The organism is Antarctobacter sp., assembly GCF_034670325.1.
In the GTDB taxonomy this organism is placed as follows: Bacteria; Pseudomonadota; Alphaproteobacteria; order Rhodobacterales; family Rhodobacteraceae; genus Antarctobacter.
The window spans coordinates 556,135-576,850 of the sequence record NZ_JAXMNR010000002.1 but is presented as its reverse complement, the minus strand read 5'-3'; the positions used below and the strand labels follow the sequence as shown (position 1 = coordinate 576,850).

Genomic DNA, 20,716 nt, shown 5'->3' with positions numbered 1-20,716 from the left:
CCGCGCGGGTTTCAACCATGCGGCGTTACCATGTGATGGTGATGTTGCCGTCTTTGTCGGTCTGCATCGTGCCGGGCAGCGGCGCATCGGGCTGGGGCGCTGGGTCAGGTGTGGCAACCGGGGCGGCCGAGGTTGCCTCGGGCGCACGGGCGGGGGCATGACCTTCGGCCCCGCTGGCGGGCAAAAGCAGCGTAACCTCGACCCGGCGATTGATCGCGGCACCGGGCGTGGCGGGTGTCTTGAGGCGGCTTTCACCCCAACCCACCGCAATCAGCCGGTTCGGGTCGATCGGAAAATTCCGCACCAGATAAAGCACGACGCTTTCGGCGCGGCGCTCCGACAGCCACTGATTGTAAGAGGCGTCGCCGGTCGCATCGGTGTGCCCGGCGATCAGGTAGCGGTGCGGGCGCAGTGCCGAAGAGGCCAGCGCGTGTCCAAGCGCGGCAAGGTCTTCGCGGGCGCGGTAGGTCAGCTCATAGCTGTCGAGGGCAAAAAAGACCTGCAGGTCGATACTGCTTGCCGGGACAACCCAGACGGTGCGGTTGCCGATCTGGACCCCCCTTGAGGCTTCTGGGGCCGGGGCGGTGCTTTCCTGTTGCATCGGAGCAAGCGAGTTGATGATCGACTGGATTTCCTCGGCTTGGTCTGCCTGCACCGGCAGCGCGGTTACGAGCGCTAGGCCCAGACCGGCAAGCCATTTGGGCGCTGTCATTGTCATGGGTGGTTCCTCCCTTGTTTGGTGTGTGGCGCGGGGTGTCAGTTGCCGCGCAGAATGTCGGTGATGCCGCCGGACGACAGGCCGTCACCCGGTGCGACGGGGTTTCGTTCCAGCGGCAGGGCCGCGGCGGGGTCGTCGGGTGTTTTCGGCGGTGCGCTGGTGGGGGCCTTGCCCGCCGGACCGCCGGTGATGTCGCGCAGCAGGTCGGACTGTTTCAGGATCGCGCTGATCCGCGTGCTCTTGTTAAAGCTGAGGGTGTCGTTGGGGGTCATACCGCCCGAGTGATGCAGGGCGACGGCGCGCAATTCGCGGTCAAACAGGATGGACCCGGAACTGCCGGGCTGGGTGTCGCAGCGGTGGCGCAGGATCGCGCCGTCCTCTTGTTGTGCGGTGGCAAAGCAGCGAAAGCGCGTCATGACCTGCGGTCGTCCCAACGGGTGGTGGATCACCATCAGCGGATCGCCCGGATCGACTGCAACGTCCTCGATCAAGAGCGGCAGGATGTCGGCTGGCGCATTGGTCATGCGCACAAGGCTGAAGTCGAGCGCGGAATGCCAGTCTGCGGGATCGACCGACAGGGTGTAGCGTTGGGTGTCCTTGGCGCCCTGCACCAGGTAGCCGGTGAGGATCGAGGCAGCGAGCAACTTATGCGGGCCATCCTCGGGAATGCAGTGGTGGTTGGTCAGGACCCAGCCGCCGGGCAGGATCGCGCCGGTGCAGGTCACCAATTCCCGCCCGCCGCGGTCGGTCTTCTCCAGCAGGTCGACACGACCGATGGCGCGTGCAAGACGGCGGATCGGGTCATCGGCCGGCAGTTCGCGGATTGGTTCAAACGCGCCGTCCTGCGCGGCGATATAGGCGCTGGCGTTGCCGCTGCTTTCGAGAAAAACCAGATCGGTCTTGCCATAGTCGTCGGCGTCGAACGTGGCGACTTGGGCCTGCGCCCCTGCGCCGCTAAGCGACAGGGCACCCGACAGGGTCAGCGATACGATCAGTGCAAGGCGGTTCTGACGTGTCATCCTGTGATCACTTCCAACAGCGGTGTCTTGAGTGGCGTGGTGTAGTGGCGGCGGGGTGGGCCGCGCCGGGTACTGGCGCGGCCCGTTTGTCAGCTCAGCGGTTGCCCATCAGGCCGATTTTCTGGATCTCAAAGCGGTTGCCCGCCATCGCGATCCGGGCCTGAATGCCCATCGCCTCTGTCATCAGCCTAAGGTTGCGGTTCAGTCGGGCCACGTCCGAGCAGGTCTCATACCAGTAATCGGCGGTGGTCATGGTCACACGCACAGGGCGGTGGTGGTCATAGCCTTTGAACCCTGCAAGGTAGCCTTCGATCAGGGTCATTTCCTGCGGCTGGAACCCGGTAAAGGCCAGCGTGTAGGCGGTGGTCAGCCCGGTGCAGCCCGTGGGGGCCATGACAACCGGCGGCTGGGGAACAACAGGTGTCACGACAACGGGCTGTTGCGGCATCGGCACCGGCTGCGGGCTGGCAGGTGATAACACGTCCAGCTTGATCGCCAGAACCCGGCCCACTTCGGCACCGATTGTCTTGGCCTCGTTGCCGACATGCTCCAGCACGCAGTCCCGGCCACAATTGCGCGGCAGAGAGGCGACGGGGATCTCACCCGCGCCGGGCCCGAACGCGACCTCGAAATTGCCAAGGCTCTGCATGGTCTGGGCGTGCAGCATCCGACCCGTGACGCGGATGCGCAGATCGACAACGTCGGGGATGTAGGGGTTCGGATCAGCCGAGGCATAGATCTGGATCGGCATGATCACGTCGATTGGCACGTTTGGCACGCGCTGGGCCAAAGCGATCAACTCGGCGTCCGAACGGCGCACCCGGTCGGGATCGGTAAAGCCCATGATCACGCCGGTCTGGTCATAGACGCGAAAGCCCATGGTCTGGGTTTCGGTGATGATGGCGCGCAACACGCGTTCGAAGACGCGTGAATTGCCGGGCACCGTGTCCAGATCGGCGTCCTCTGGCACCGGCAGGATGTTGGGTTGGTCACCGGCCGTGGCCGGAGCGGCGGCGAAGGACAATGCCATCACCAGCGCAAGGGTCGTGATACCGGCCATCATGGCCTTCAACAGGGTTTTCATCTGGGACTCCTCCTAAATGGGTTTGAATGGGGGCCGCCGGATTGGCTGTGATCCGGCGACCGTCAGGTCAGTGCAGGACGATGATGCGACCGTCCGGCTGCACGATGACGCGACCGGCAGCTGGCAGGGCGGGATCGCAGTCAATTCCCGGATCGGGTGAAAAGTCGTCCAGATCCAACGCCGTTCCGTCCGGATGGACGACACCTGCGGGGCAGGGCGGCAAAGCGGGGATGTAGGTGCTGCCCGCCTGCGGCGGCAGGACCGGCACGGGCTGCGGCATCGGTTGCGGAACAGGCTGCAGGTCGCTGGTCTGCGGCAGCGGGATCGGCTGCGGAAGCGGCATCACCGGTTGCACGGTGTCAATCAGCGTCAGCTCCACACGACGGTTTTCAGCCGCGTAGGGATCGACCGGGTTGCGCGGATAGCGCTCTCCCCAACCCACCACTTCAAGCCGCCAAGACGGAATCGAGTGGTAACGCATCAGGTAGCGTTTGACAGCCCAAGCCCGCTGATAGGACAGGTTGGTGTTATAATCCTCCGGCCCGCGCGCATCGGTATGACCGGCTATCAGATAGCGGTTGTTCACCAGTTGCGGCGATTGCAGTGCGCGCCCGATCAAATCCAGATGCGCCCGCGCAGGCGGCGTAAGGAAAGCGCTGTCGTGGGCAAAGTAGATCGTCACGTCAAGGCTGTAGGCGTAGTTCAGCACAATCGGCCTGCGGTCGATAATGATGGTTGTCGGACGCCCCACGATGACCGGCGGCAAAAACACATCCGGAAGCGGATGAACGATCACCGGCGGGGACTGCACTGGTGGCGTCCCGGTCTGTCCAGCCATCGGTGCCAGCGACTTGATAATCGCGGTAACGCTGTCGGCCTTTGCAGTGTTCAATTGCAGGGTTTCGGTGGTGGTCTGCGCCTGCGCCGAAGTCATGGCGCCCAGCGTTATGGCGAACAGGATGGATAGGCTTTTTCGAATTTTCTGCATGTCGTCTCCCCCACGGCAATGCGTTCGACACCCGGCATTCTGAAACGGTGTGAGACGTTCAAACCGCGAACACCCGATGTGTATGAGTTCAGCTTTTGCCATTCCCGAGGGGGACACATTGACGAAGATCAAAAAACATCGGAAATTTAGAATGTTATTGGATAACAAAGGCGTTGGAGAACGGAACGTGTCCGACACCCGTGTTTTGTTAAGTGGATTTCAAGAGGGTTTTTCCGGGAAACTGGTTTTCAAATTGCGCGCACTGGTTGAAATTTCTGCCGGTATTCTCAACGGTGCAAAGCTGAGCGGAAGTGAGTCGCTCGATCTGGTCATCACGAAACCGGCCAAATGTGTGCGGGGTGTTTTCAGAGGTCCGCGACATCTCAGACGTTAAACGAGCAGGCGGACTGTTCGGCGCCCTCGAAATTGGCCGGTTCCGAGGGTTGTTTCGGTGGTCTCAACAGAACCAAGGCATTCGCCCCGCCGCATTGGGTCAGGGCGGTCAATCAGTCATGTTCGATACATTTACTCTGGCCTTGGGACCCAAGGGCCTCCGCCGGGCCAGTCACGGCTTGCGCCGATCCGCTTGAGGTCATCTAATATTGTCCGGGATGGCTCTACGCCGACCTGCCTGTTGTGAAGGAGATGACATGAGCCTGAACCGACGCCCCGACGCGGACCGCCTGCCGGTCAGTCAACGCATTGACCAACGGATGCCGAACCCCAAACGTCGCCAGATGCGCCCGACAGATTGGGCGATCCGGGGAGAGTTGTTCCTGAACTGCTCGTGCACCGTGTTCTGCCCCTGTGTCGTCAGCCTTGGGCAGCACGAACCGACCGAAGGCGACTGCAAGGCCTGGATGGCGATTGCCATCGACGACGGCCATTTCGAGGGCGAGGATCTGACCGGCATCAATGTGGGCCTGATGGTGGAAATCCCCGGCAAGATGGCCGAAGGCGACTGGAAGGTAGCTGCCTATATCGACGACCGCGCCACGCCGCGCGCCTACAACGGCCTGCTCAAGATCCTGTCCGGAGAGGCGGGTGGCACCACCGGGTTGTTCACCTTGCTGGTGTCGCAGATCATCGGGCACGAACGCGAAAAGGTCGAGATTGTTCGCGAGGGCACAAAGCGCGGGCTGTATATCGGGCGCAAGATTCAGGGTGAGATAGAGATGGTTCAGGGGGCGTCACCGGATGAGCCCATCGTGATCAAGAACACAAAATACTGGATGGGGCCGGACGTGATCGTGGCCAAGGGGCTGAAAAGCAAGGTGCGTGACTACGGCCGTGTCTGGGATTTCTCGGGCAAATCCGGTGAAATCTGTGCAATCGACTGGAAAGGCCCGGGCAAATGATGATCACGCCGGGGTATTGCCTGACCATGGCGCGCTACAACGCCTGGCAAAACCGGCAAGTGAAAGCCTGTTTCGAGTCTCTGGACCCGGCGGCGCTGAAACAGGACCGCAAGGCGTTTTTCGGATCGCTTCTGGGCACCGCAAATCACCTGCTGTGGGGCGACTTGATTTGGATGTCCCGGTTCACCGGGTCACAGCGGCCTGCGGGCGGGATCGAGGACACCCCGACCCTGACCGCAACCCGCGAGGATTGGGAGATCGCGCGGTTTCGCGCGGATGCTGATATCCTGATCTGGTCCGAACGGGTCAAGACGGTCGACCTGACCGGCGATCTGACTTGGTATTCCGGTGCGGTGGGGCGCGAGGTGTCCAAACCCATGGCGCTTTGCGTGGTCCATATGTTCAACCACCAGACTCACCATCGCGGCCAGATCCATGCCATGTTGACAGGCGCCGGGGTCAAGGCGCCGGTCAGCGATCTTGCCTTTATGCCCGAAGAAGGGCCGTGGCTGTAGGATACGGGGACGGGGACGGACGCTGTTTCGCCTGACGGCGAAAGGCGCCCCGCCCACCGTCCCATTGGCGACGCGCGTTAGTGCGTTTCGGAATAAAGGAGACACCCATGTTCAAGGCTCTGCTAGTCGAAAAGGACGAGGACAGCGGCAAGACCTCTGCCAGTGTGCGCGAGATCGCTCTTGATGATCTGCCCGGGGCCGAGGTCACTGTGGCGGTCGAGTATTCGACCGTGAACTACAAGGACGGGCTGTGCATCGGACCGGGTGGCGGTCTGGTCCGCAAGTATCCGCATATTCCGGGCATCGACTTTGCCGGCACGGTCGAGGCGTCCTCGGACGACCGTTACAAACCGGGCGACAAGGTGGTTCTGACCGGCTGGCGTGTGGGGGAGGCGCATTGGGGCGGCTACGCGCAAAGGGCGCGTGTGAAGGCCGACTGGCTGGTGCCTTTGCCCAAGGGGCTGGACACGCGGGCCGCCATGGCCGTGGGCACCGCCGGTCTGACCGCCATGCTGGCGATCATGGCGCTGGAGGATCACGGGTTGGAACCGGGACACGGACCCGTGCTGGTGACCGGGGCCGCGGGGGGCGTGGGCTCTGTCGCCACCGCCATCCTCGCTGCGTTGGGCCATGAGGTCGCCGCTGTGACAGGGCGGCCCGAGCAGGAAGGCTATCTGCGCGATCTGGGCGCGTCCGAGATTGTCCCACGGGAAGAGTTGACGGAAATCACCCGCAAACCGCTGGAGGGTGAGCGTTGGTCGGGGTGCATTGACGCGGTGGCTGGCGCGATGTTGGGCCGGGTGCTGAAACAGATGAAATACGGCACCTCCGTCGCGGCCATCGGTCTGGCCGGGGGTGCGGTGATCGAAGGCGCGCTGATCACGCCGTTTATCCTGCGGGGCGTCAATCTGCTGGGCATCGACAGCGTCATGCAGCCCTACGCCAACCGCGTCCGCGCGTGGGAGCGCATTGCGCGCGATCTGCCGATGGACAAGCTGGAGGCCATGGTCCAACCCGCCACCCTGTCCGACTTGCCGCAACTGGGGCGTGATATTCTCAACGGTCAGGTCAAAGGCCGCGTGGTGGTGGACGTGAACGCATGACGTATGACGACAAGAACATTTTCGCCAAGATCCTGCGCGCCGAGATCCCCGCAACCCGTGTGTATGAGGACAACGACACGCTGTGTTTCATGGATATCTTCCCGCGTGCGGATGGTCATTGCCTTGTTATCCCCAAGACGCCCTGCCGCAATCTTCTGGATGCCTCGCCTGTGCAACTGGCGGGTGTCATGGCGACAACGCAGAAGGTGGCCAATGCAGCGATGGCGGCGCTTGAGGCGGACGGGATCACGGTGCAGCAGTTCAATGAGGGGCCGGGTGGGCAGGAGGTCTTTCACCTGCACTTCCACATCCTGCCGCGTTGGACAGGCGTTTCCCTGCGCCCGCCCGGGCAGCCCGGTGACATGGCGCGGATCGGTGAGGTTGCTGACAAGTTGCGCGCGGCTTTGATCTGATCTCAACCTGTGGCTGAGTTGAACCCGGCGCTGAGAAGCGCCGGGTTTTATTGACTCGGCAAAGGATTGCGGCGCAAATTGTCGTTTTCGGGCCAAAAAGGGACCCATCGGTTTGCGCCTTTCCGCCGAGCGGCTCTAGCCTTGAAGGAACCGGGGAACCAAAACCTCTCCGGTTCGTTGTCTCACAGGACCGGAGTGCATCCGGCGCTTCGGTCTGCAAAAAACCGAAAAGGAGAGGGACGTGTTCAAACGGATCATGGTGCCGGTCGACCTTGCACATGCTGATCGCCTCGAAAAGGCGCTGAGCGTTGCGGCCGATCTGGCACGACACTACGGCGCAACCGTCATTTATGTCGGCGTCGCGGCGGCGACGCCCGGCGCGTTGGCGCATTCGCCAGCGGAATTCGCCGCCAAGCTAAAAACCTTTGCCGAGGCCAAGGGGGCCGAAAGCGGCATCGCCACCGAGGCGCATGCCATGACCAGCCACGACCCCTCGACCGATCTGGACCCGACGCTGCTGAAGGCGGTTGGAGAGACCGGGGCGGATCTGGTGATCATGGCAAGTCATATACCCAACATCACCGATTACATCTGGCCGTCGAACGGCGGCACGGTGGCAGGCCACGCCAAGGTTTCAGTCATGGTCGTGCGCACGTGATCGCGGGGGAGCCGGAAAACCGGCAAAAAACAAACGAACAGGGGGTCAGGCATGACCGATGAAACAAATAATCAGGGCATCCCCGAACCGGAGGGGGCCTCTGACATCATCGAGACCGACTATGATATCGGTCAGGACAATATCGAGACGCAGGTCGGGCCATTTCCGGTCGATATCCACAATCCGGTGTTTGTGATCTCGGCGCTGAGCGTTATTCTCTTCGTGATCTACGCATTGGTTGCGCCGACGCAGGCTGGAAACTTCTTTTCAGGCGTGGACGCCAGCGCCGTTGAAGGATGTGAGCCGGGTGCGTTCTGCGACATCGGTCTCAGAGCCTTTCTGACATCGACCTTCGACTGGTTCTTTCTGATGGCGGCGAACGTATTCGTTCTGTTCTGCCTGCTGCTGGTCGTGACTCCGATGGGCTCCGTTCGGCTGGGCGGCGCGGATGCCACGCCGGACTACGGGTATGTCGGATGGTTTGCGATGCTGTTTGCCGCAGGCATGGGCATCGGCCTGATGTTCTTTGGCGTGCTGGAACCGGCTTATTACTTTGGCACCCCGTGGGGGGATGAACCGCTGGGCGTGGTGCGGCCCTTTGCCGAAGACGGCACCCTGATCGAGGCAAACGTGCAAGAGGCGCGCCGGATGGCGCTGGCCGCCACGTCCTATCACTGGGCGCTGCACCCTTGGGCGATTTACGCGGTGGTTGCGCTGTCGCTGGCGCTGTTTTCCTACAACAAGGGTCTGCCGCTTTCGATACGCTCGGCTTTTTATCCGATCCTTGGAGACCGGGTCTGGGGCTGGTGGGGCCATGCAATCGACACGCTGGCGGTCTTTGCCACGCTGTTCGGTCTGGCAACCTCACTGGGCCTTGGTGCGCAACAGGCCAATGCCGGTCTGGAGTTCATCTATGGCGTTCCGAACAACATCACCGTTCAGGTCATCCTGATCATCGGCATCACCGCGATTGCGCTTGTATCGGTGCTGCGTGGGCTTGATGGCGGGGTTAAGGTGCTGTCCGAAATCAACATGGTGATCGCCATGGTGCTGCTGGTCTTCGTGCTGTTCGCCGCAGGTGCAACCGCCATTCTGGGAGAGTTCTTTTCGGGGATCGGGGCCTATTTCCAAGAGGTCATCCCGCTGTCGAACCCCTTCGGGCGTGAGGATGACGGCTATCGTGAAGGCTGGACCGCCTTCTATTGGGCGTGGTGGATCAGCTGGTCGCCCTTTGTCGGCATGTTCATTGCACGGGTCAGCCGGGGCCGCACGGTGCGCGAGTTCATCATTTGCGTGCTGATCATCCCCAGCCTTGTCTGCGTGTTCTGGATGGCCGTGTTCGGCGGTGCCGCGATCAACGACATGATCGCCAATGGCGCGGATTCGGCAGTAAAGGCGAACGTGATCGATAGCTATGTGCCCGAACTCTCACTGTTCGCGATGCTGGACAGCTTGCCGTTCACCGCAATCACCTCGACCATCGGCATCGTGCTGGTCATCGTGTTCTTTGTGACCTCGTCGGATTCCGGGTCATTGGTGATCGACACGATCACGGCGGGCGGCAAGGTCGACGCGCCGGTGCCGCAGCGGGTGTTCTGGTGTACCTTCGAGGGGCTTGTGGCCATCGCGCTGCTGATCGGCGGCGGCCTGACGTCGCTTCAGGCGATGGTGATCTCGACGGGTCTGCCGTTCACGTTGGTCCTGTTGTTGATGTGCTATGCCATCTGGAAAGGCCTTTTGGCGGAGCGCAAGCTGCGCTGAGGGCCGCACCGGTCATGCAACAGAAAAGAGGCCCCGGCGGAAACGTCGGGGCCTTTGCCGTTTTCGGTGCTCTGGTGGGTTGACGCCGCCCGATCCTCGGGCTTTGTCTCAGGCTCCGGGATCATGGAGGAGGGGTATCATGCTGGATGTCGATTTCGTGCGGGCGCAGTTCCCTGCCTTTTCCGAGCCGTTCCTTGAGGGGCAGGCATTTTTTGAAAACGCGGGCGGGTCTTATGCCTGCGGACCGGTGATCGACCGGCTGACGCGGTTCTACCGCGAACGCAAGGTGCAACCCTACGGGCCGTTTGCAGCCAGTGAGGCCGCCGGGGCCGAAATGGATGAGGCCCGTCGTCGCCTGTCGGCGCTGTTGGGCGTGGACACCGATGAACTCAGCTTTGGTCCTTCGACCACGCAGAACACCTATGTCTTGGCCCGGGCGTTCCAACAATTCATGCAGCCCGGTGAGGCGATCATCGTCACCAATCAGGACCATGAGGCCAACTCTGGCCCGTGGCGGCGGCTGGAGGCAGAAGGGATCGAGATCCGCGAATGGAAGATCGACCCCGGCACCGGTCAGCTAAACCCCGAGGACCTTGAGGCGCTGCTGGATGAAAAGGTGCGTCTGGTCTGCTTTCCGCATTGCTCCAACGTGGTTGGAGAGATCAACCCGGTGGTTGAGATCACGGCGCTGGCCCATGCGGCGGGGGCCTTTGTCTGTGTCGACGGGGTCAGCTATGCGCCGCACGGCTTTCCCGATGTGGGCGGGCTGGGGCCGGATATCTACCTGTTTTCCAGCTACAAGACCTATGGCCCCCATCAGGGGATCATGGTGGTACGCCGGGCCTTGGCCGAGGTTCTGCCGAACCAGGCGCATTTCTTCAACGGGGCGAGTCTGACCAAAAAGTTCACGCCCGCCGGGCCGGATCATGCGCAGGTGGCAGCCTGCGCGGGTATGGCCGATTACATCGACGCACTGGCGGCACATCACGGCTGCGCAGCGGGAGAGGTGCATGACCTGATGCGCGCGCACGAGGTCCGTCTGTTGAAGCCGCTTTTGGACGCGGTGGCAGGACGCAACGGCGTGCGTTTGCTGGGGCCACGCGATGCAGAGACCCGCGCGCCAACCGTGGCGCTATCTTTGCCGGGGTCGGCGGCGGGTGCGGCGGCGGAACTGGCGCAACACGGGATCATGGCAGCAGGCAGCGATTTCTACGCGGTGCGCCCCTTGCAGGCGATGGGCATCGACACCCAGCGCGGCGTTCTGCGTCTGTCCTTTGTCCACTACACGTCTGAAGCAGAAGTGACGAAGCTGATCGAGGCGCTGGACAGGGTTCTCTGATCCGGGCCTTGTCCTGTGCCAGCGCGCGCTATCTGACTGACGGGCAAGACCACGAAGGAACCCGCCTTGTCCGACCGCTCCCCAATCCTAGTCTGGGTCCGCCGTGACCTGCGCCTGACCGACCATCCCGCCCTGAGTGCGGCCAGCAAATCGGGTCGGCCAGTGATCCCGGTGATGATCCGCGACACGGCGGTCGATGATCTGGGGGCCGCGCCGAAATGGCGGATGGGTCTGGGGATCGGGCATCTGGCGGAACGTTATGAGTCTGCGGGCTCTCGTCTGATCCTGCGATCGGGTGATGCCGTGGACGTGCTAAAAACGCTGATCGAAGAGACCGGGGCAGGGGCCGTGTACTGGATGCGCGCCTATGACCCGGCCAGCGTTGCGCGCGACACGGCGGTGAAGTCAGCCCTGAAAGAGGCAGAGATAGAGGCGCAAAGCTTTGCCGGCCACCTGATGTTCGAGCCATGGACCGTCGAGACCAAACAGGGCGCGTTCTACAAGGTCTACACCCCATTCTGGAAATCCGTGCGCGACCGGGGCGTCGCGGACCCCCTGCCCGCGCCGGGGCGTATCCCGGCACCGGATTGTTGGCCCGCCAGCGAGGCGTTAGAGGACTGGAAACTGGGTGCCGCAATGCGGCGCGGGGCCGAGGTGGTGCGCCCTTGGGTCCGGTTGGGCGAAGAGGCCGCACAGGGAAGGCTGGGGGCCTTCATCGCGCACAAGGTCAAGGACTATGACACCACGCGCAACTTGCCCTGGACCGACGGCACCTCTTGCCTGAGCGAAAACCTCGCCTTGGGCGAGATTTCCCCGGCCCAGTGTTGGCACGCCGGGCGCCGCGCGATGGAAGAGGGCAGCAAAGGGGCCGAGACCTTTCTCAAGGAACTGGTTTGGCGCGAGTTCGCCTATCATCTCATGTGGCACACGCCCCGCCTGTTGGACAGCAACTGGCGCGAGGAATGGGAGGCTTTCCCATGGAACACGGATGAAGACCGACCAGAGGTCATTGCCTGGAAACAGGGGCGCACGGGCATTCGGTTTGTCGATGCGGGGATGCGTGAGATGTATGTCACCGGGCGGATGCACAATCGCGCGCGGATGATCGTGGCCTCGTACCTGACCAAGCATCTCATGACTGACTGGAAAATCGGCATGCGATGGTTCGAGGATTGCCTGATCGATTGGGACCCGGCGTCCAACGCGATGGGCTGGCAATGGTCGGCGGGGTCCGGACCGGATGCGACGCCCTATTTTCGAGTCTTCAACCCGATTACCCAGCGAGACAAGTTTGACCCCAAACGGGACTATGTGGATCGCTGGATTGCCGAAGGGCGAAAATCACCAACGGACACCGCGCAAAGCTATTTTGACGCCATTCCGCGCAGCTGGAACCTATCCGCGCAGGACCCATACCCCGAGCCGATTGTCGGCGCGGACGAGGGACGCAAACGCGCCCTGTCTGCTTATCAGGACCGCGGGTTCTGAACCGCGATCAATTGCTGACGCCGCCCATACGGTCCATCTTGACCCAGCCGGTGGTGTTGCCGGCATAGGCGATCTTGCATACCGGCTTGGCGTCCGAACAGGTCTCGACGTAGCCGCCTTCGCCGGGGGCGAGGGTGCCGGTCTTTTGGGTGAACTCCACGTCGCTGTAGACCGCGACGGGCAAGGCCGACATGTTGAAGTAGGGGATGTCTCGGGCCACATTGCTTTCCCACGACCCGCCAGCCACTGCCTTGGGCTGAACCTCACGCACGGGCTCGGATAGGGTCATGGCAGGAGCCGCGGCTGGCGCGGTGGTTTTACTTTTTTCGACACCCACGAAATTCATGACCTTGCTGCAGCCAGTGGTTGCAAGGGCGCAAAGAAAAACGGCTACTAATTGCTTTTTCATCGGTCGTCTCCCGCATCGAGGGAACATTTCGCTCCGGAATGACTCCAGAAAACACCACTTTGGCCAGAATCCAAAGCACAAATCCTTGTCTCGAAGGGCTTCGGCCATAAACTTTGGGAAACAACAGGCATCTTGAAAGAAACTCATGCATCTGACGGACACGATTGGCCAAGCGGACCTGCCCCGCTATTTCACGCGGGTTTTCGACCTTGCTCGCAGGATGCAGCGGGGGCGGCTGGATTTCGTCCTGCGCGACGGGCGTGTGTTTCGCGCAGAGGGCCGTGTGGCCGGGCCCGTCGCCGAATTGCACTTGCTGAACAATGACATATTCGCCCGGCTGATCCGCGAAGGCGACCTTGGGTTTTGCGAGGCTTATCTGGATGAATGGTGGTCGACGCCGGACCTGATAGGGTTTCTGGACCTTGTTCATGCCAATGAAGAGATGTTCGACGGCTACCCCGGCGGCGGCCTCGTGCGCGCATGGGAACGGCTGCGGTTCTGGCTGCAATCCAACAGCAAGCGGCAGGCGAAAAAGAACATCGCGCACCACTATGATCTGGGCAATGCGTTCTATGGCCTGTGGCTGGACGACTCGATGACCTATTCTTCGGCACTGTTCGGAACCGGGCAGGAGAGCCTCGAAAAGGCGCAAGAGCTGAAGTACGCGTCGATGATTGACCAGATGGGGGCCATGCCCGGCGATCACGTGCTGGAGATCGGCTGCGGCTGGGGCGGTTTCGCGGAATACGCGGCGCGGGAACGGGGGTTGCGCGTCACCGGGCTGACCATCAGCCGCGAGCAATTTGTCTACGCGCAGGATCGGATTGCGCGGGCGGGGCTGTCGGACCGCGTGGATTTCAAGTTGCAGGACTACCGGGATGAGCGGGGCAGCTATGACGGCATCGCCTCGATCGAGATGTTTGAGGCGGTGGGACAGAAATACTGGCCCGTCTACTTCGAAACGGTGCGCGAGCGGCTGAAGCCCGGCAAATCCGCAACGCTTCAGATCATCACCGTTCAGCACAAACGGTGGGAGGTCTATCGGCGCGGGGTGGATTTCATTCAGAAATACATCTTTCCCGGCGGGATGCTGCCCTCACCGGTGGTGCTGCGGCAAGAGGTCGAACAGGCGGGCCTGCAGGTCGTGCGCAGTCTGGAATTTGGCGAGAGCTATTCGCAGACCCTGCGCCGCTGGCATGACACCTTCAACACGCGATGGGAGGATATTTCCGCGCTGGGGTTTGACGAACGATTCCGGCGGATGTGGAATTTTTACCTCGCCTCTTGCGCGGCGACCTTTCACAGCGGTAACTGTGACGTGACCCAGATCACGATTGCAAAGCCAGCCTGACACATGCCCAATGCCGCCAAACTCTTTGCCGCCCTCGGACTTGCGGCGTTGGGCTGGATCATTTCGGACATGATCAAACCGCTGGTGCCGTTCAGCGTTGACTTTGGATATTTCAACTACGTCAACGCAGTCATCGGCGTGCTGATCGGGTGGCTGTTCCTTGGTCCGCGCGCGGGTGAGGGTGTTACATCGGCGATCAACAACGGGGTCACCAGTGCGGTTGCCATGGTTGTTGTGGGGGTCTTGGTTCAGGGTACGAACGAGATGGTGCGCCTATCGTTTGCCCGCCGCTACGACTCTCCCATCGAAGCGATCGCCGCGATCTTTGAGAAAAGCATCGATTACGGGCTGATCCTGTGGAACTTGCAGTTGATCCTGACGCTGCTTGGCGGGGCCGTCGCGGTTGCTCTGGTGGTCGAGATGGCGGGCAGACGCTGGAGGTAACCCTGTCAGACCTGTTTTTCTACGGAACGCTGCGGCATCTGCCGCTGCTGGAGTTGGTGTTGGGCCGGGTGCCGGACATGCTGCCCGCCCGCTTGGCCGATCATGCGGTGGTCTGGGCAGACGGGCAGGCCTTTCCTCTGATCCTTGAGCGTGCCGGGGCAGAGGCGGAGGGCGTGCTGGTGCGCGACCTCAGCGACGCGGATCGCGCGGCGCTGGATTTCTACGAGGGTGGCTTTGTCTATGCCCTGCGTTCGGTGACGGTTCAGACCGCCGAAGGGCCGCAGGCGGCAGAGGTCTATTTTCCCCAGACAGATCGTTGGCGTCCGGGGGAGGAGTGGTCGCTGGACGACTGGGCCGAGCGATGGGGCGTCGTGACGATGGGGGCTGCGCGTGAGGTGATGGACCGGCGCGGGTCGTATGATGCGAGGGACGTGGCGGGGATGCTGCCGTTCTTTCGGGCCCGCGCCTGGGCGGGACAGATCGCTGCCAAGGGCGCGCCGCAGACGGTGCGACGGGCCAGCGGCATGGAAGACGTCGATTATCAGGGGGTGCACGGGACACCCTACAAGGGCTTTTTCCGCATCGATCCGTTCCGCCTGCGGTATCGGCGCTTTGATGGCGAGTGGAGCGCGCCGCTGGAGCGGGAGTGTTTCATCGCCTTCGATGTGGCGCTGGTGCTGCCCTATGATCCGGTTCTGGACAAGGTGCTGCTGATCGAGCAGATGCGTTTTGGTCCGATCCATCGCGGCGACCCGGCCCCTTGGATATTGGAGGCGGTGGCGGGTGTGGTCGACGCGGGGGAGACCCCCGAAGAGGCGGCGCTGCGCGAGGCGATGGAAGAGGCGCATGTGGACGTGAAAGAGCTGCGTCTGGCCTGCCGAGGCTATGCCTCGCCCGGATATACGACCGAGTTTTATCATTCCTATGTGGGTCTGTGTGACCTGTCCGGGCGGGACAAGGGGCTGGCCGGTCTTGATGAAGAGCATGAGGATATCCGCAGCCATGTGGTGTCTTTCGATCATGCGATGGAGCTGGTGGACACGGGGGAGATCAATGCCCTGCCGCTGGTCCTGCTGATCAACTGGGTGGCTGCGAGACGGGACAAGCTGCGGGCGGGCTGAGAATGGCTGTCCACGTGTGGACAGCCATGCCGCCAATATAAATCAAGGGCTTACAGAGACGGTTTTACGTTTCGGTAACGTCTGGACGGTCCGTGGAAAGGCGCGCGTCCCGGTCTGAATCACCGGAACATGGCCGCGCCCGGCGTCCCCGGCCGCTGGCGTGGTCAGCCATCTAGCAGCGCCGCCAGCGCGCTGTGGGGGCGGACCACATCGGCCAGTGTGTATCCGTCCAGCGTGGCAAAAAACGCCTCTTGTGCCTGCGCCAGTGGCCCTCGCAACCCGCAGGCGGGCAGGATCAGGCAGGAGGTGTTGGCCCCGAAACACTCTGCCACCGGATCATCGCGTTTCATCGCCCGCACCACGTCGCCGATGCGGATCAGCTCTGCGCTGCGTCCAAGGGTCAGCCCGCCGTTGCGCCCGCGTTCGGACCGCGCAAAGCCCTCTGCCACAAGCTGTGTCGCGACCTTGGACAGGTGATGGTCCGACAGGTCAAAAAGTGCGGCAATCTGCGATGTCGGCACGCGGTCAGGCGACCGCACGGCCAATGTCATCAAGATCCGCAAGGCGTAGTCGGTGAATTTGTCCAGTTGCATGGTCTTTATTTAGCATTTGAAATGCGCATTTGACAGTGCTAGATAATGCGCATCGAAAATACCAAATAAGGCGAATCTCATGACTCTCTCCGAAGCCTTCCTGTGGCCGGGAACAAAGGCCTGCGAAAAAATGGGCGTCGATCCGGAAGGTGAGGCGGGATTGCTGCGCTGGATGGTCAACACTCTGGTCTATCTGGTGCTGAGTCTGGCCGTGGTCTGGGTGCTGGTGGTGTGACCATGCCGCCGCGCATCCCCGTCACCGTGGCGCAGATTGAAACGGTTGTGGCCCGGTTCTATGCCCGCGTGCGCGTCGACCCGGTGCTGGGGCCGGTATTTGCCGCCCATGTGGACGACTGGCCGCCGCATGAGGCCAAGATCGTGCGGTTCTGGCGCAACGCCCTGTTGATGGAACGGTGTTACAACGGCAATCCGATGCAGGTGCATGCCGCGGCGGGCAACGTCAAAAGCACGCATTTCGCGATCTGGCTGTCGTTGTTTGATAGCGTTCTGCAAGAGGAACTGCCGCCGATGCTGGCCGCGTCGTGGTCGGCGCTGGCCCATAGGATTGGACGCGGGCTGAGCTATGGGCTGCCGTCGCCCTGCGGTGCGGAGATGGTGCCCGATCTGGGCTGATTTCGGCCAAGCCTGACGCTGCGCCGTTGCCAACTGTCGCGGCCCCCCACGTCTTTTTTCATAAAAATGTGCCGGGCGGCGCAACCCGGCAGCGGGTTTGCGCGTTGACGCGGTCAATGGGACCGCGATGGCGCGTATCCCGGGCCGACCCGCACAGGCGGAGCTGGCCCTGCGGCGCGCGTCATCGGCTTGAGTTCCCCCCACCTCGGCCCTAAACCAAGGGGAACCGGGATCGAAAGGACATGTCATGCGCAATTCGCAGGACCTCGCACAGGCCGTCGGGCAGACGCCGCTGATCAAGCTTCGCAAGGCGTCGGAACTGACCGGCTGTGAGATTTGGGGCAAGGCAGAGTTCATGAACCCCGGCCAGTCGGTCAAGGATCGCGCGGCGCTGTACATCATCAAGGATGCCATCGCCAAGGGCCAGCTGGAACCGGGCGGCACCATCGTCGAGGGCACCGCTGGCAACACCGGGATCGGCCTTGCGCTGGTGGGCGCGTCGATGGGGTTCAAGACCGTGATCGTCATGCCAGAGACCCAGAGTCAGGAAAAGAAGGACATGCTGCGGCTGGCCGGTGCCGAATTGGTGCTGGTGCCTGCGGCGCCTTACAAGAACCCCAACAACTACGTGCGCTATTCCGGGCGTCTGGCCGCCGAACTGGCCAAGTCTGAGCCGCATGGCGCGATCTGGGCGAACCAGTTTGACAACGTGGCCAACCGTCAGGCCCATATTGAAACGACCGGCCCGGAAATCTGGGAGCAGACCGGCGGCAAGGTGGACGGGTTCATCTGCGCGGTGGGGTCGGGTGGCACGGCGGCGGGTGTTGGCATGGCCTTGCAGCCCAAAGGCGTGAAATGCGGCATCGTCGATCCGATGGGATCGGGGATTTACACGCTCTATACCCAAGGTGAGGCCAAAGCCGAGGGCAGTTCGATCTCTGAGGGGATCGGGCAGGGGCGGATCACCGCCAACCTTGAAGGCTTCAAGCCCGATTACCTGACGCAGGCCAGCGACGAAGAGGCGCTGCCCATCGTGTTTGACCTGCTGGCCGATGAGGGCCTGTGCATGGGCGGATCGACAGGCATCAACGTCGCAGGCGCGATCCACATGGCGCGCGAGATGGGGCCGGGCCATACCATCGTCACGGTGCTGTGCGACTATGGCACCCGTTACCAGTCCAAGCTGTTCAACCCCGACTTCCTGCGTGACAAGGGTCTGCCGACCCCGCCGTGGATGTCGCGCGGGCCGTCCAGCATTCCCGGCGTATTCGAGGACGCATGACCCTGAGTTTCCGCACGGCCCTACGGCCCGCCGCCGCCCTTCTTGTCGTTCTGTTCCTCTGGGCCACAAGTGTTCTGGCCCAACAAGCGACATCACCTGATTATACCTCGTGGCAGACCATCGCCGCGCGCGCCGAGTCGATGGTCGATTCCGAGCGGGCCTCGGATGAGCGGCTGGAAACGCTGCGCGGGCAGATCGCCACGTGGCGGGAGCAATTCCTTGCCGCGCAGAGCGTCAACACCGCGCGTATCCAGACGCTGGAGGCGCAGATCAAGGCGCTGGGACCGGAACCCGAAGACGGCACCGAGTCGGTCGAGATCAAGAACCAGCGCAGTGAGCTGAACACCCAGCTTGCCGATCAGCGCGCGCCGGTCCTGAGGGCAGAGGCGGCCTATTCGCGGGCGAATGCCATCATCGGTGAGATCGACCGGATCATCCGGGAACGTCAGGCCGATGCGCTGCTGGAGTTCGGGCCATCGCCGCTGAACCCGGTGCACTGGCCGGGGGCGGTGCAGAACCTGCGCAGCACCTTCGTGTCGCTGTGGAATGAAATCACCGCCAACGTGGGCTCACGCTCTGCCCGGTCGGCTGCGTTGCAGAATGCGCCTGCGGTGCTGCTGTACCTGATTGTCGGCATCATGCTGATCGCGCGCGGTCAGATCTGGGCCCGCACCGCCGTCGAAAAGCTGCGCAGCGGCACGCGGCGCGGGACAGGGGTGTTCCGTTTTCTGGTGTCGCTGATGCAGATCCTGCTGCCCTATCTGGGGATCGTGGCGCTGTTGCAGGCGCTGAAGACGACCGGATTTGCGGTGGATGAATGGAACGTGTTGCTGGGCAAGCTGCCGTTCTGGGCGGCGCTGATGTTCGGCATCCGCTGGCTGGCGGATCAGGCGTTCAACCGCGACAACGAGGTCGCCGCCCTGCCGCTGCCGATGGACGAGCGGCCCAAGGCGCGTCGGCTGGCGAACGGGCTGGCCTTTCTCTACGTGCTCGAGGCCTTTGTCTCGACACTGATCGAGTTTGACGGCTATCCGACGGCCACCGCGACCGTTGTCCAGTTCCCGGTGCTGTTGCTGTCGGGCTTCTTGTTGTTCCGCATGGGCCGCTTGCGCAACGAGGCGCCGATCGTGGGGTCGAACGAGGCGCGCGAACAGGGGCCGGGCGATTTCCGCCTGCGCTTTGCCAAGCTGCTGGGACGGATCATTCAGGTCGTGGGCATCTTGGGGCCGATCATGGCCGCGGTGGGCTATTTCAAGGTGGGCGAGGCGCTGGTCTATCCTGCCATCGCGACGCTGGCGCTGGTTGGCCTTGTGATGGTGCTGCAGCGCTTCATGACCAATCTCTACGAGTTGATCACCGGGCGGCATCCGGACCAGTCCGAAAGCCTGCTGCCGGTGCTGGCGGGGTTCATCCTTGCGCTGGTCGCGCTGCCGGCGCTGGCGTTGATCTGGGGCGCACGTGTGGCGGACCTGACAGAGATCTGGGCGCGCGCGCAGGAAGGTATCTCGCTGGGGGATACGCGCATCTCGCCGACTTCGATCATCGTGGTGATCGCGGTCTTTGCCACGGGGTACATGCTGACGCGGCTGATGCAGGGGGCGCTGCGTACCTCTGTGCTGCCCAAGACCAAGCTGGATCAGGGCGCGCAAAACGCGGTGGTGTCGGGCATCGGTTACGTCGGCATTTTCCTTGCGGTCATCATATCGGTGACGGCGGGCGGTCTGGACCTGTCGTCGCTGGCCATTGTCGCCGGTGCGCTGTCGGTCGGTATCGGTTTTGGCCTGCAGAACATCGTGTCCAACTTTGTCTCCGGGATTATCCTGCTGATCGAACGTCCCATCGGCGAGGGCGACTGGATCGAGGTGGGCGGCACCCACGGGATTGTCAAGGACATCTCTGTGCGCTCGACCCGGATCGAGACCTTTGACCGGTTCGACGTGATCATCCCCAACGCCGACCTCGTGTCGGGCACGGTGTCGAACTACACCCGTGGCAATTCGCTGGGCCGGATCATCGTCGAGGTGGGGGTGGCCTATGGCTCGGACACCCGCAAGGTGGAGCGCATCCTGCTGAACATCGCGCGCGAACATGAAATGGTGTTGATGAACCCCGCACCGGCTGTGGATTTCATGAACTTTGGCGCGGACTCTCTGGATTTTCGCGTGCGCGCGGTCCTGCGTGACATTGGGCAGGGCATGGCCGTCAAGACCGAGATGCGTCACCAGATCGTCGAGCGGTTCACCGAGGAAGGTATCGAGATTCCCTTTGCGCAGCGCGACCTTTGGCTGCGTAACCCCGAATTGCTGGCAGAGGCGGTCGAATCCCGATGGACCGCCACAAATGGCGAGCGTGAGAATGCGCAGAGCGGCAGCACGCCGCGCAAGTCGACCGCTGTCATGGGCGATGAGCGCGTGGGCGACGAGGACGAGGGCTGAGCAT

General features: G+C 62.6%; 22 protein-coding genes. 16 read left to right on the top strand and 6 right to left on the bottom strand.

Annotation, left to right across the window (positions count from 1 at the left end):
* Window positions 1–25: 25 nt before the first annotated feature.
* From VOI21_RS07940 to VOI21_RS07925, 4 genes are all read right to left on the bottom strand, one after another.
* Window positions 26–718, bottom strand: a complete 693-nt coding sequence (locus tag VOI21_RS07940; RefSeq protein WP_323769253.1) for an OmpA family protein — start codon at window positions 716–718, stop codon at window positions 26–28.
* 38 nt (window positions 719–756) lie between these two features.
* Window positions 757–1,737 carry a serine protease gene (locus tag VOI21_RS07935; RefSeq protein WP_323769252.1) on the bottom strand — a complete coding sequence of 327 codons (981 nt, stop codon included), beginning with the start codon at window positions 1,735–1,737 and terminating at the stop codon, window positions 757–759.
* A 94-nt stretch (window positions 1,738–1,831) separates the two neighbouring features.
* Window positions 1,832–2,821, bottom strand: a complete 990-nt coding sequence (locus VOI21_RS07930) for a hypothetical protein (RefSeq protein ID WP_323769251.1) — start codon at window positions 2,819–2,821, stop codon at window positions 1,832–1,834.
* Window positions 2,822–2,888: 67 nt separating this feature from the next.
* Entirely contained in the window at window positions 2,889–3,809 is a 921-nt protein-coding gene (locus tag VOI21_RS07925) for an OmpA family protein (RefSeq protein ID WP_323769250.1), read from the bottom strand.
* Window positions 3,810–3,927: 118 nt separating this feature from the next.
* On the opposite strand from VOI21_RS07925, the gene VOI21_RS07920 reads away from it, so the two are divergent.
* From VOI21_RS07920 to VOI21_RS07880, 9 genes are all read left to right on the top strand, one after another.
* Window positions 3,928–4,203: a hypothetical protein gene (locus VOI21_RS07920; protein WP_323769249.1), complete on the top strand. Its 276-nt coding sequence runs from the start codon at window positions 3,928–3,930 to the stop codon at window positions 4,201–4,203.
* 256 nt (window positions 4,204–4,459) lie between these two features.
* Window positions 4,460–5,167, top strand: a complete 708-nt coding sequence (locus tag VOI21_RS07915; RefSeq protein ID WP_323769248.1) for a DUF1326 domain-containing protein — start codon at window positions 4,460–4,462, stop codon at window positions 5,165–5,167.
* The gene (locus VOI21_RS07910) at window positions 5,164–5,682 is read left to right on the top strand and encodes a DinB family protein (RefSeq protein WP_323769247.1); all 519 of its coding nucleotides are present in this window, start codon (window positions 5,164–5,166) and stop codon (window positions 5,680–5,682) included. Before VOI21_RS07915 ends, VOI21_RS07910 begins: the two co-directional genes overlap by 4 nt.
* A gap of 107 nt (window positions 5,683–5,789) precedes the next feature.
* Window positions 5,790–6,785 (top strand): acryloyl-CoA reductase, encoded by a 996-nt coding sequence (gene acuI, locus VOI21_RS07905; protein WP_323769246.1) that lies wholly within the window; start codon window positions 5,790–5,792, stop codon window positions 6,783–6,785.
* Window positions 6,782–7,198: an HIT family protein gene (locus tag VOI21_RS07900; RefSeq protein ID WP_323769245.1), complete on the top strand. Its 417-nt coding sequence runs from the start codon at window positions 6,782–6,784 to the stop codon at window positions 7,196–7,198. Before acuI ends, VOI21_RS07900 begins: the two co-directional genes overlap by 4 nt.
* A 241-nt stretch (window positions 7,199–7,439) precedes the next feature.
* Window positions 7,440–7,856, top strand: coding sequence for a universal stress protein (locus VOI21_RS07895; RefSeq protein ID WP_323769244.1), 417 nt, complete (start codon window positions 7,440–7,442; stop codon window positions 7,854–7,856).
* Between the two features lie 51 nt (window positions 7,857–7,907).
* Window positions 7,908–9,617 carry a BCCT family transporter gene (locus tag VOI21_RS07890; protein ID WP_323769243.1) on the top strand — a complete coding sequence of 570 codons (1,710 nt, stop codon included), beginning with the start codon at window positions 7,908–7,910 and terminating at the stop codon, window positions 9,615–9,617.
* Window positions 9,618–9,756: 139 nt separating this feature from the next.
* On the top strand, window positions 9,757–10,956 hold the full coding sequence (locus VOI21_RS07885) for an aminotransferase class V-fold PLP-dependent enzyme (RefSeq protein WP_323769242.1): 1,200 nt from the start codon (window positions 9,757–9,759) through the stop codon (window positions 10,954–10,956).
* 66 nt (window positions 10,957–11,022) lie between these two features.
* A complete protein-coding gene (locus VOI21_RS07880; RefSeq protein WP_323769241.1) occupies window positions 11,023–12,444 on the top strand; it encodes a deoxyribodipyrimidine photo-lyase in 1,422 nt (473 codons plus the stop codon).
* A gap of 7 nt (window positions 12,445–12,451) precedes the next feature.
* On the opposite strand, the gene VOI21_RS07875 is transcribed toward VOI21_RS07880, so the two are convergent.
* Window positions 12,452–12,733 (bottom strand): hypothetical protein, encoded by a 282-nt coding sequence (locus VOI21_RS07875; protein WP_323769240.1) that lies wholly within the window; start codon window positions 12,731–12,733, stop codon window positions 12,452–12,454.
* A gap of 265 nt (window positions 12,734–12,998) precedes the next feature.
* Here VOI21_RS07875 and VOI21_RS07870 point away from each other — a divergent pair, with 265 nt between their 5' ends.
* From VOI21_RS07870 to VOI21_RS07860, 3 genes are read left to right on the top strand one after another with little or no spacing between them, the layout of a single operon-like run.
* Entirely contained in the window at window positions 12,999–14,204 is a 1,206-nt protein-coding gene (locus tag VOI21_RS07870) for a cyclopropane-fatty-acyl-phospholipid synthase family protein (RefSeq protein ID WP_323769239.1), read from the top strand.
* A 3-nt stretch (window positions 14,205–14,207) separates the two neighbouring features.
* Complete coding sequence (locus tag VOI21_RS07865; protein WP_323769238.1) at window positions 14,208–14,648, top strand: TrgA family protein; 441 nt, start codon at window positions 14,208–14,210, stop codon at window positions 14,646–14,648.
* On the top strand, window positions 14,561–15,769 hold the full coding sequence (locus VOI21_RS07860; protein ID WP_323769237.1) for an NUDIX domain-containing protein: 1,209 nt from the start codon (window positions 14,561–14,563) through the stop codon (window positions 15,767–15,769). The genes VOI21_RS07865 and VOI21_RS07860 overlap by 88 nt, the downstream gene beginning before the upstream one ends.
* 164 nt (window positions 15,770–15,933) lie before the next feature.
* On the opposite strand, the gene VOI21_RS07855 is transcribed toward VOI21_RS07860, so the two are convergent.
* Window positions 15,934–16,362, bottom strand: coding sequence for an Rrf2 family transcriptional regulator (locus VOI21_RS07855; RefSeq protein ID WP_323769236.1), 429 nt, complete (start codon window positions 16,360–16,362; stop codon window positions 15,934–15,936).
* A 79-nt stretch (window positions 16,363–16,441) separates the two neighbouring features.
* Between VOI21_RS07855 and VOI21_RS07850 the strand changes: the two genes are divergently transcribed.
* The 4 genes from VOI21_RS07850 (at window position 16,442) to VOI21_RS07835 (ending at window position 20,712) form a co-directional block, all read left to right on the top strand.
* On the top strand, window positions 16,442–16,597 hold the full coding sequence (locus tag VOI21_RS07850; protein ID WP_323769235.1) for a hypothetical protein: 156 nt from the start codon (window positions 16,442–16,444) through the stop codon (window positions 16,595–16,597).
* Window positions 16,598–16,599: 2 nt separating this feature from the next.
* Window positions 16,600–16,995, top strand: coding sequence for a group III truncated hemoglobin (locus VOI21_RS07845; RefSeq protein ID WP_323769234.1), 396 nt, complete (start codon window positions 16,600–16,602; stop codon window positions 16,993–16,995).
* A 247-nt stretch (window positions 16,996–17,242) separates the two neighbouring features.
* On the top strand, window positions 17,243–18,277 hold the full coding sequence (locus tag VOI21_RS07840; protein WP_323769233.1) for a cysteine synthase A: 1,035 nt from the start codon (window positions 17,243–17,245) through the stop codon (window positions 18,275–18,277).
* Window positions 18,274–20,712: a DUF3772 domain-containing protein gene (locus tag VOI21_RS07835; RefSeq protein ID WP_323769232.1), complete on the top strand. Its 2,439-nt coding sequence runs from the start codon at window positions 18,274–18,276 to the stop codon at window positions 20,710–20,712. The genes VOI21_RS07840 and VOI21_RS07835 overlap by 4 nt, the downstream gene beginning before the upstream one ends.
* The last annotated feature ends 4 nt before the right edge of the window (window positions 20,713–20,716 follow it).

Bases quoted from the DNA above. Each gene is read 5' to 3' on its own strand.
- VOI21_RS07930 (WP_323769251.1), bottom strand. From the start codon at position 2,821: ATGAAAACCCTGTTGAAGGCCATGATGGCCGGTATCACGACCCTTGCG.
- VOI21_RS07935 (WP_323769252.1), bottom strand. From the start codon at position 1,737: ATGACACGTCAGAACCGCCTTGCACTGATCGTATCGCTGACCCTGTCG.
- VOI21_RS07855 (WP_323769236.1), bottom strand. From the start codon at position 16,362: ATGCAACTGGACAAATTCACCGACTACGCCTTGCGGATCTTGATGACA.
- VOI21_RS07845 (WP_323769234.1), top strand. From the start codon at position 16,600: ATGCCGCCGCGCATCCCCGTCACCGTGGCGCAGATTGAAACGGTTGTG.
- VOI21_RS07900 (WP_323769245.1), top strand. From the start codon at position 6,782: ATGACGTATGACGACAAGAACATTTTCGCCAAGATCCTGCGCGCCGAG.
- VOI21_RS07915 (WP_323769248.1), top strand. From the start codon at position 4,460: ATGAGCCTGAACCGACGCCCCGACGCGGACCGCCTGCCGGTCAGTCAA.
- VOI21_RS07850 (WP_323769235.1), top strand. From the start codon at position 16,442: ATGACTCTCTCCGAAGCCTTCCTGTGGCCGGGAACAAAGGCCTGCGAA.
- VOI21_RS07940 (WP_323769253.1), bottom strand. From the start codon at position 718: ATGACAATGACAGCGCCCAAATGGCTTGCCGGTCTGGGCCTAGCGCTC.
- acuI (WP_323769246.1), top strand. From the start codon at position 5,790: ATGTTCAAGGCTCTGCTAGTCGAAAAGGACGAGGACAGCGGCAAGACC.
- VOI21_RS07925 (WP_323769250.1), bottom strand. From the start codon at position 3,809: ATGCAGAAAATTCGAAAAAGCCTATCCATCCTGTTCGCCATAACGCTG.
- VOI21_RS07870 (WP_323769239.1), top strand. From the start codon at position 12,999: ATGCATCTGACGGACACGATTGGCCAAGCGGACCTGCCCCGCTATTTC.
- VOI21_RS07835 (WP_323769232.1), top strand. From the start codon at position 18,274: ATGACCCTGAGTTTCCGCACGGCCCTACGGCCCGCCGCCGCCCTTCTT.
- VOI21_RS07890 (WP_323769243.1), top strand. From the start codon at position 7,908: ATGACCGATGAAACAAATAATCAGGGCATCCCCGAACCGGAGGGGGCC.
- VOI21_RS07840 (WP_323769233.1), top strand. From the start codon at position 17,243: ATGCGCAATTCGCAGGACCTCGCACAGGCCGTCGGGCAGACGCCGCTG.
- VOI21_RS07875 (WP_323769240.1), bottom strand. From the start codon at position 12,733: ATGACCCTATCCGAGCCCGTGCGTGAGGTTCAGCCCAAGGCAGTGGCT.
- VOI21_RS07885 (WP_323769242.1), top strand. From the start codon at position 9,757: ATGCTGGATGTCGATTTCGTGCGGGCGCAGTTCCCTGCCTTTTCCGAG.
- VOI21_RS07910 (WP_323769247.1), top strand. From the start codon at position 5,164: ATGATGATCACGCCGGGGTATTGCCTGACCATGGCGCGCTACAACGCC.
- VOI21_RS07865 (WP_323769238.1), top strand. From the start codon at position 14,208: ATGCCCAATGCCGCCAAACTCTTTGCCGCCCTCGGACTTGCGGCGTTG.